The sequence below is a fragment of the Acanthopleuribacter pedis genome (assembly GCF_017377855.1).
GTDB classification, from domain to species: domain Bacteria; phylum Acidobacteriota; class Holophagae; order Acanthopleuribacterales; family Acanthopleuribacteraceae; genus Acanthopleuribacter; species Acanthopleuribacter pedis.
This window is the reverse complement of record NZ_JAFREP010000072.1, coordinates 1-6,856: the sequence shown is the minus strand read 5'-3', so window position 1 is coordinate 6,856 and position 6,856 is coordinate 1. Positions and strand designations below refer to the sequence as shown.

Sequence of the window (6,856 nt, the reverse complement as noted above, 5' to 3'; positions counted from 1 at the left end):
CCGGCCGAACGGCGAAGAGGCGAGCATCAGGCAGATATATCGTGAAGATTCAAATTTTCGCGCCTGGCTACAAATCAAACCGCTAGCCCATTTTCCTATCGTTTTGGTTCTTAACTTAACGGCATTGACCTTATGCGTATGCTGCCGGTAACCCGATGATGTTTTGGGATCCTGATGGGTTAAGTCCAAGTGTTTTTAGAAGCGAGGAGTTTATTAGTCTTGAGGTATTGATTCCTTTAGAGGCGATTTTAAACGTAAAAGATAGTGAATATTATGAATTTGCATACAGTGATTTGGAAGAAGAGATATATAGGAGACTCTTGTCTGAGTACCGGAATATTGACAAAGCATTCATCTTAGAGAATTACAAATCCTCCGTAAAAACTTTAATTCGAGCAAAGCTTGCAAAAGCGAAAGAAAGCTATGATCCAAGTGAAGAAAAAGCAATTTTAGACCTATCAGTCATCGAGGAGTTGACACAGATAGCTTATGAAACGCTGCCTAAAAAACCTATCTGGGGAACTTTTGGCCTTTTGAATTCAAATCAGCCTGAATCTGGTGCAAACCCTGAGTTTATAACTTTTGTTAAGAACACTCTTTCTTTTAGCGTGCTTAAGTCTACAGATATTATGGCTTATCAGATTCGAGCGATGGGACGCGATTTTTCCAACGCAGGGGTCAAGCAGTCTGTTAGCGGTATTGGCAATAAAATTGGAGAAGAATTAACCAACGAAGTTGTTTCGGCAGGTGTTTTGGGGAGAGTCGGCGAATTACCCAATGGATCGAAACTGTACGCAGGCGAGGGCAAGATTAAATACCGAAACTTTGACAGCCTGAATAGATCTCGCGGAGCAATTGCGAGGATTGATAAGTCTATGCTCGGAACGGGAACCAAAACCAAGAGCGGAACATACCTTCGCGATTTCGATAACACTGTCCACAGCAGGGGCCATCTAATAGCGAAAATGTTTGGTGGGAGCGGTACAGCAAAGAGAAATCTAGCAGTAATGTTCAATAGAGTAAATAATGTAGTGATGGAGGGGTTTGAAAAGAAGGTATTCCATGCGGTAGAAAAAGGCGAAGTAGTATATCTTCATGTTCGTCCTGTTTACAAAGACAATAGCAATATACCAGAGATGATTGTAATGATTGCACGGGGGAGCAACGGGTTTAGAATGAGAGAGGTGATATTGAACATCCCGTAATATCAACAAAAATATTGATCAAAATATACTCGATCTTGTATAAGACCAATAAGATTTTTGATCAATTCATTCTCTTTGTGAATTATTTCTAAGGCAACCTCGGTGATCAGATCCTCCTCCGAGTAACTAATCTGGATTTGAAATCCATTATCTGTATCAAAAAAAACCAAAGAGTTTTCCTTTGTGTGTGGGTTTGTTTTTATGGTTTCACAGAAAAAGTCACACACTTTTTTGAAAAACAAAAATGATGATGAGTTTTTGTAAAAAAAATGCACTTCCCGTTTCTTAAAGGGCTTAATATAAAGACCGCCATTCACAAGTTCGATTTCACTTCCGCTGAGGTAATGTCCCAGCAGTAGGTATAGGTTGAGGGGGAGTTTGACAACAGGATCGCCAAACTTCGGAATAATAAAAATATTCTGATTTTTTCCTTGAGAAAATGCTATTTGATCGCCATCCACCGAAAACCCCAGAGGATAGAAATTTCGATCAGACACATGGTGTTTCTCAAGGACTTCTTTCAAAACATCTCGCTTTGCCAAGGATAATTTGAAATCTCTAGCATGAACAAGCATATCCGAAACACTATACACTGTTACAAAATCATTAAATTCGACACTCCTCCCCGCTGCAAGAAGCGTGCTATATCCTATCGGAAGAACAATTCCACTAGCTTCTCTGGGTTCTACCAAGTGATTTATAGTGGACGTGCCTTTAATGAAATTATATGTAATAGGAAATTCAACCATAGAAATACTTCCTCCTACGTGGCCAGCGTCTTCCGGCAACAGTTTTTAAACATTTTACCCGTAGTGTCCCAAAAATAACAAGGCTGGCAAATCAACCTGAAATCCGCGTTACGGAAGGGACATCAGCCTTCCGCTTTGGTGAAAAATGGCCAAAATTTTGTCGGGGAGTGGACCGTTTTTGATGCAAAGTCTTCATTTGGGCGCACTTCTGCCTTGGACTCGGATCCAATCCACCCTCTTCCTAACCTGAAACGCGATCATAAAAGCTGAGCAGGCCGCCCAGCCGGGTTTGTCGCCGGATTGTGCCCTGTGACCGGCCCTGCTCGCCGGAGATTAGCCGGTTCCCGAGGCCTTGGTGGGGACGTTCCTCATGGTAGTGGATCACGTATTCACCCAAAAGGTACTCGAGTTGTCTTCTGGAAAAAATCACAAATCGGTCCAAACATTCTTCGCGAATGCTGCGCGTAGTGTCCCAAAAATAACAAGGCTGGCAAATCAACCTGAAATCCGGGTTACGGAAGGGACATCAGCCTTCCGCCTTGGTGAAAAATGGCCAAAATTTTGTCGAGGAGTGGACCGTTTTTGATGCAAAGTCTTCATTTGGGCGCACTTCTGCCTTGGACTCGGATCCAGTCCACCCTCTTCCTAACCTGAAACGCGATCATAAAAGCTGAGCAGGCCGCCCAGCCGGGTTCGTCGCCGGATTTTGCCCTGTGACTGGCCCTGCTCGCCGGAGATTAGCCGGTTCCCGAGGCCTTGGTGGGGACGTTCCTCATGGTAGTGGGTCACATATTCACCCAAAAGGTACTCAAGTTGTCTTCTGGAAAAAATCACAAATTGGTCCAAACATTCTTCGCGAATGCTGCGAATCACCCGTTCCACGTGGGCGTTCAAATTGGGTGACCGGGCCGGCAATTTGACCGTGGTTACGCCTCCTGCCGCCAAGGTGGTCTTGAACTTTTCACCAAATACCGCCGCCCGATCATGAATCAAATACGAGCCCTCTTTCAAAAAACCATGTTCTTCATCCGTTTCATTGCGGGCAACCTGAACCAACCAGGCCTGTGTCGGTTCATCCACGATTCCGGCGATGTGCATGCGTCGCGTCGCCAAGTGCATCATCACCAAAACATGCACCTGCTGGATGCCCCAACCACGCGTCAATTCCACTGTAAAGAAATCCGCGGCGACCATGCTCGTCCACTGCTGCTCCAAGAATCGACGCCATGAGCGCGTTCATTTCGGGACGGGACTCAAACCGCCGTCTGCTAGGATTCGCGCCACGGTATTTTTTGAGAGGGAAACTCCGAGATGGTTTCGTGCCCCGACAATCCGTCGATAACCCCAGCTCGGATTCTCCTCGGCCAAACGCCGCACGAGGGCGGCCGTCTCAGTGGAAGTTGTCGGCCGTCCTTGCCGCCGACGCGTTGCAGGCGTATATTTCTGATGCACCAGCTTTTTATACCAACGCAAGAAGATGTAGGGGCTATAACTCAGGGCCGCGATGTCTTGCAAAAAATCATGAGGCACGGTCCGTGCCAGAATCGCAAGGCGCCGACGCTGCCGGTCGCTCAACCGTTTGTCGCGCCCATTATTTAATGAACGAATGGTTTCACGTTGAACCTGAATCAAACCCAAAAGAAAATCAAGCACCGCCTTCTGCCGCGTTTCCACTTTGCCCAGAAACAAAACCAACCAAAGAACATTCAGCCAAGCCATGGGTGCTCCTTTCACCAAAACAGTTTGCATTGACCTTCGTTGATTGACAACAGAAGACAGAAAACAAACCGTCATCCCGTATCAAGGCGGGGCGTTGTTTCGTCGCAACGCCCCGCTGAGGTGGGCCCGCTCCAGGTTCGCGTACCTTCGTTTACGACGACCACGGCCGCTTAACCGAAAACATCGACCGCGACGACGCGAGCTTCAAAACCACCTACCGCTACCACGGCGATACCCCGGTGCTCACCAGTGTGACCACCCCGGCCGGTTCCATGGTTTACACCGTTCGCGCCGACGCCGGCCTGTTTGTGGACGGGTTAACCGTCACGCCGATTGTCGGTCAGCCCGACAGCGTCCCCCTGAAAGTCGACGCCCTCGGCCGCGTGGTTGAAACGCGTATGGACGGGGTGGGCACCGTGCGATTGGCGACCGACGCCTTTGGCAACCCGCTGAGTTTGCAGGGCGAAGGTGAGGCCGGCGGCACGGGTGGCGGCGGTGGTGGTGTTGGCAAAGCCACCGGCCCGCGCAAAAACCAGCGGACTTTGCTTGCCTGGACCTACCGCCCGGGCGCCCTCCACGTCGCCGACAACCTCAACCAACGGGAAACCCTGACCACGGCGGTCGACGGCTCCTGGCTGGATGTGGACATCACCGAAACGCTGAAACCCTTTGCGTTCGAATTCAATACCCAATCTAAAAAGGGCCCCGTGCCGCTGCCCAATTTGGGCAACCTGAATACCAACATCCATTACCAGGTGCGCACCACGGTGAACGGCAACAGCCTCGAACAACATGCGCTCAATACCACCAGCGGTATCCAACGCCGGACCGGTTTCGACGGCTTGGGTCGGGTGACCGGTTTTGAGAGCGGGAACCGCGGCCTGACCGCGAGCAATCCCGATACCGCAACCGACGGCGCCTTTAAAACCTGGACCATCGGCGACGGGCGCACCCTCGAATTCACCCGCAACGCCGCGACCCAAATCACCAAAACCACCCTCGGCGGGCTCGAATCCCGCTACGGTTACGATGCGCGCGGCCGCATCAACCAAAGCACCTCGCCGCGCGACCTCACCCTGAGCACCCGCTACCAAGGCGCGAGTGGTGTCATCGACGCCGTCGAAACCCAACAAGCCAACCGCGCCGACGGCCCTTTGATCCAAGCCGACCCCGTCGCCGGCGTGAGCAGCGCCAACCAAACCCACCGCACCTGGCTGGGCGACGCGGTGAAGGTCGCACGGGACACGGAAACGCTCGGCGTCACCACCATGACCCGCGGCGAGGCCGGCGCGCGGATCATCACCGACACCGACACCGGCTTGCCCGCTTCCTTCGCCACCTTCACCGGTGAAACCACCCACATCTCCTGGCAAGCAGACAACCACCAGGTGCTGCTGCAGGCGCCCGACGGCACCACCGCCCAAAGTTTTTACAACCATTACGGCCTGCTGATGGGTCGCGGGGTCAACGACACCGCCGGCAACTTCACCCCAACGCTGGAAATCGTCCGTGATGCCGAACAGCGCATCACCGAACTTGTTACCGCCACCGAGCGGCTGTCCTTCACCTACGATGGTTGGAACCTGACCGGAATCGAAAGCAGCGACGGCACGCGGGTGACCTACGCTTATGAGGCCGGGCAGACCCGGCCCCACGGCATCACCACCGAAAATGACGGCATCCTGTTGCAGGACGTGGCCGTGACCTACCACGCCGGCGGCCAAGCCAAGTGTGTCACCGTCAAACCCGCCGGCCAGGCGCCGGAGAGTTTCCATTACAACGCCCACGGTGACCTGATTCGTCATCAGCGACCGCATCAGGCGTCCACCACGGTGGCTTTTAACGCGTGGGGTGCGCCGCAATCGCTGACCAACGGCGGTGAAACCTTCCAACTATTTGAGGAAGGTAACAGCAATCAATTGTCCTTCCCCAACAACGTCTCCGTGGTGATCAACGAACGGGGTTTAACCGAATCGGTGGCTTATCCGGGATTGGCGGCCAAGCAGTTTGCCTATGATGCGGACGGCCGATTGACCGGGCTGTTCGAGGGCGCGGATCACCAGGCGCGTGCGCTCGAATGGGCGGACGGCCGTGTCACGCGCATCACCACGACCCCGCCCGTATCGGAAGTGACCGCGGCGGCATTGCCGGGGATCGGTAGCGAAACCACCGTTCCCGAGTACGACGGCAACGGCAGGGTGGTGCGTTTGACCCGTACCCAGGTGTCGGGTGTGGGGGCGCCGTCACATGAGGTGTTCACCTACGACCCGAGCACGGACGACCTGGGCCGCCTGCAAAGTTACCGGGACGGCAACGGGGTGGTTCAGAGTTACACATACGACCGGCACCATCGCTTAAACGGGATTTGGTTGGACGAGGGGCCCAGCTTTTATTATGGCTACGACGATGCGGGTAACATGACCGATGTTGCCGCGGCGGGCATGCGTGTGGCTTTTGGCGACTGGCAAAACGGGTACCCAACCGCGATGACCTGGGGCGACGGCACCGCGTTTTCGGTGAGCTTGGACGGGAGCAACCGCTTGGCGGCTGTCCAATCGGCGGACGGTGGTTTTGCGCTTGAGCTGGGTTATGACGGGAGTGCGCAAATCGACGGATGCGACAGCGCGGCCGATTACATCGGCGGTAAAATCAGCCGGGTGACGCGGGCGGGCCCAGACCTGCGCGAGATCCTGACGCCGACGTACAACAGCAACCACACCTTGGCAAGCGTGGCGGTAGAACGACACATCGGCGAGCGGGGCCCGCCGCCGCCGGAAGGCGAGTCGGGGGCGGAGCCAAGCTACGAAACGCTGCGCTTCGATGAGACCTACGGCAGCGGCGACAAGCAACTGCTGCAAAACCTAACCCTGGTCCTGCGCGACCAGGCCTTGGGTGATGCGCGTCAACGCGGCGACATCCAACTGCGCCGAAGGGAGACCACGGATCAGGCGGGCCCCGCATCGCGGCGCAAAGCGAAGCGCAAGCGCGGGTGCTCGGCCAGGCCGAGACGCCGGAGGTAACACGCGACCGGACGATGAGTTACGCCGCCGCAAACGGCAACTTGGAACGCATCGAAGACGGGGACGGAACGGATACTTATTTCGCGTGGGACGGCGAGCGCCGCCTGCGCGCGATGAGGAAAGACGGTCGGCTGTCCAGCTACGAATACGACAGCCGCCACCG

Annotated in this window: 6 protein-coding genes; 2 read left to right on the top strand and 4 right to left on the bottom strand. The window is 54.1% G+C overall.

The genetic code is table 11. The features are described 5' to 3' along the window. Positions 1 to 155 precede the first annotated feature (155 nt). Entirely contained in the window at positions 156 to 1,205 is a 1,050-nt protein-coding gene (locus tag J3U88_RS33695) for a DNA/RNA non-specific endonuclease (RefSeq protein ID WP_207863622.1), read from the top strand. A 2-nt stretch (positions 1,206 to 1,207) separates the two neighbouring features. Here the strand turns inward: J3U88_RS33695 and J3U88_RS33690 are convergent, their stop codons facing one another. From J3U88_RS33690 to J3U88_RS33675, 4 genes are all read right to left on the bottom strand, one after another. Beyond that, a complete protein-coding gene (locus J3U88_RS33690; protein ID WP_207863621.1) occupies positions 1,208 to 1,954 on the bottom strand; it encodes a hypothetical protein in 747 nt (248 codons plus the stop codon). 241 nt (positions 1,955 to 2,195) lie between these two features. Then, positions 2,196 to 2,453 carry an integrase core domain-containing protein gene (locus J3U88_RS33685; RefSeq protein WP_279382672.1) on the bottom strand — a complete coding sequence of 86 codons (258 nt, stop codon included), beginning with the start codon at positions 2,451 to 2,453 and terminating at the stop codon, positions 2,196 to 2,198. Positions 2,454 to 2,599: 146 nt separating this feature from the next. Continuing rightward, complete coding sequence (locus J3U88_RS33680) at positions 2,600 to 3,169, bottom strand: integrase core domain-containing protein (protein ID WP_207863619.1); 570 nt, start codon at positions 3,167 to 3,169, stop codon at positions 2,600 to 2,602. Between the two features lie 21 nt (positions 3,170 to 3,190). Continuing rightward, positions 3,191 to 3,673: a helix-turn-helix domain-containing protein gene (locus J3U88_RS33675; protein ID WP_207863618.1), complete on the bottom strand. Its 483-nt coding sequence runs from the start codon at positions 3,671 to 3,673 to the stop codon at positions 3,191 to 3,193. A gap of 239 nt (positions 3,674 to 3,912) precedes the next feature. On the opposite strand from J3U88_RS33675, the gene J3U88_RS35175 reads away from it, so the two are divergent. After that, positions 3,913 to 6,693, top strand: coding sequence for an RHS repeat protein (locus J3U88_RS35175; protein WP_207863617.1), 2,781 nt, complete (start codon positions 3,913 to 3,915; stop codon positions 6,691 to 6,693). The last annotated feature ends 163 nt before the right edge of the window (positions 6,694 to 6,856 follow it).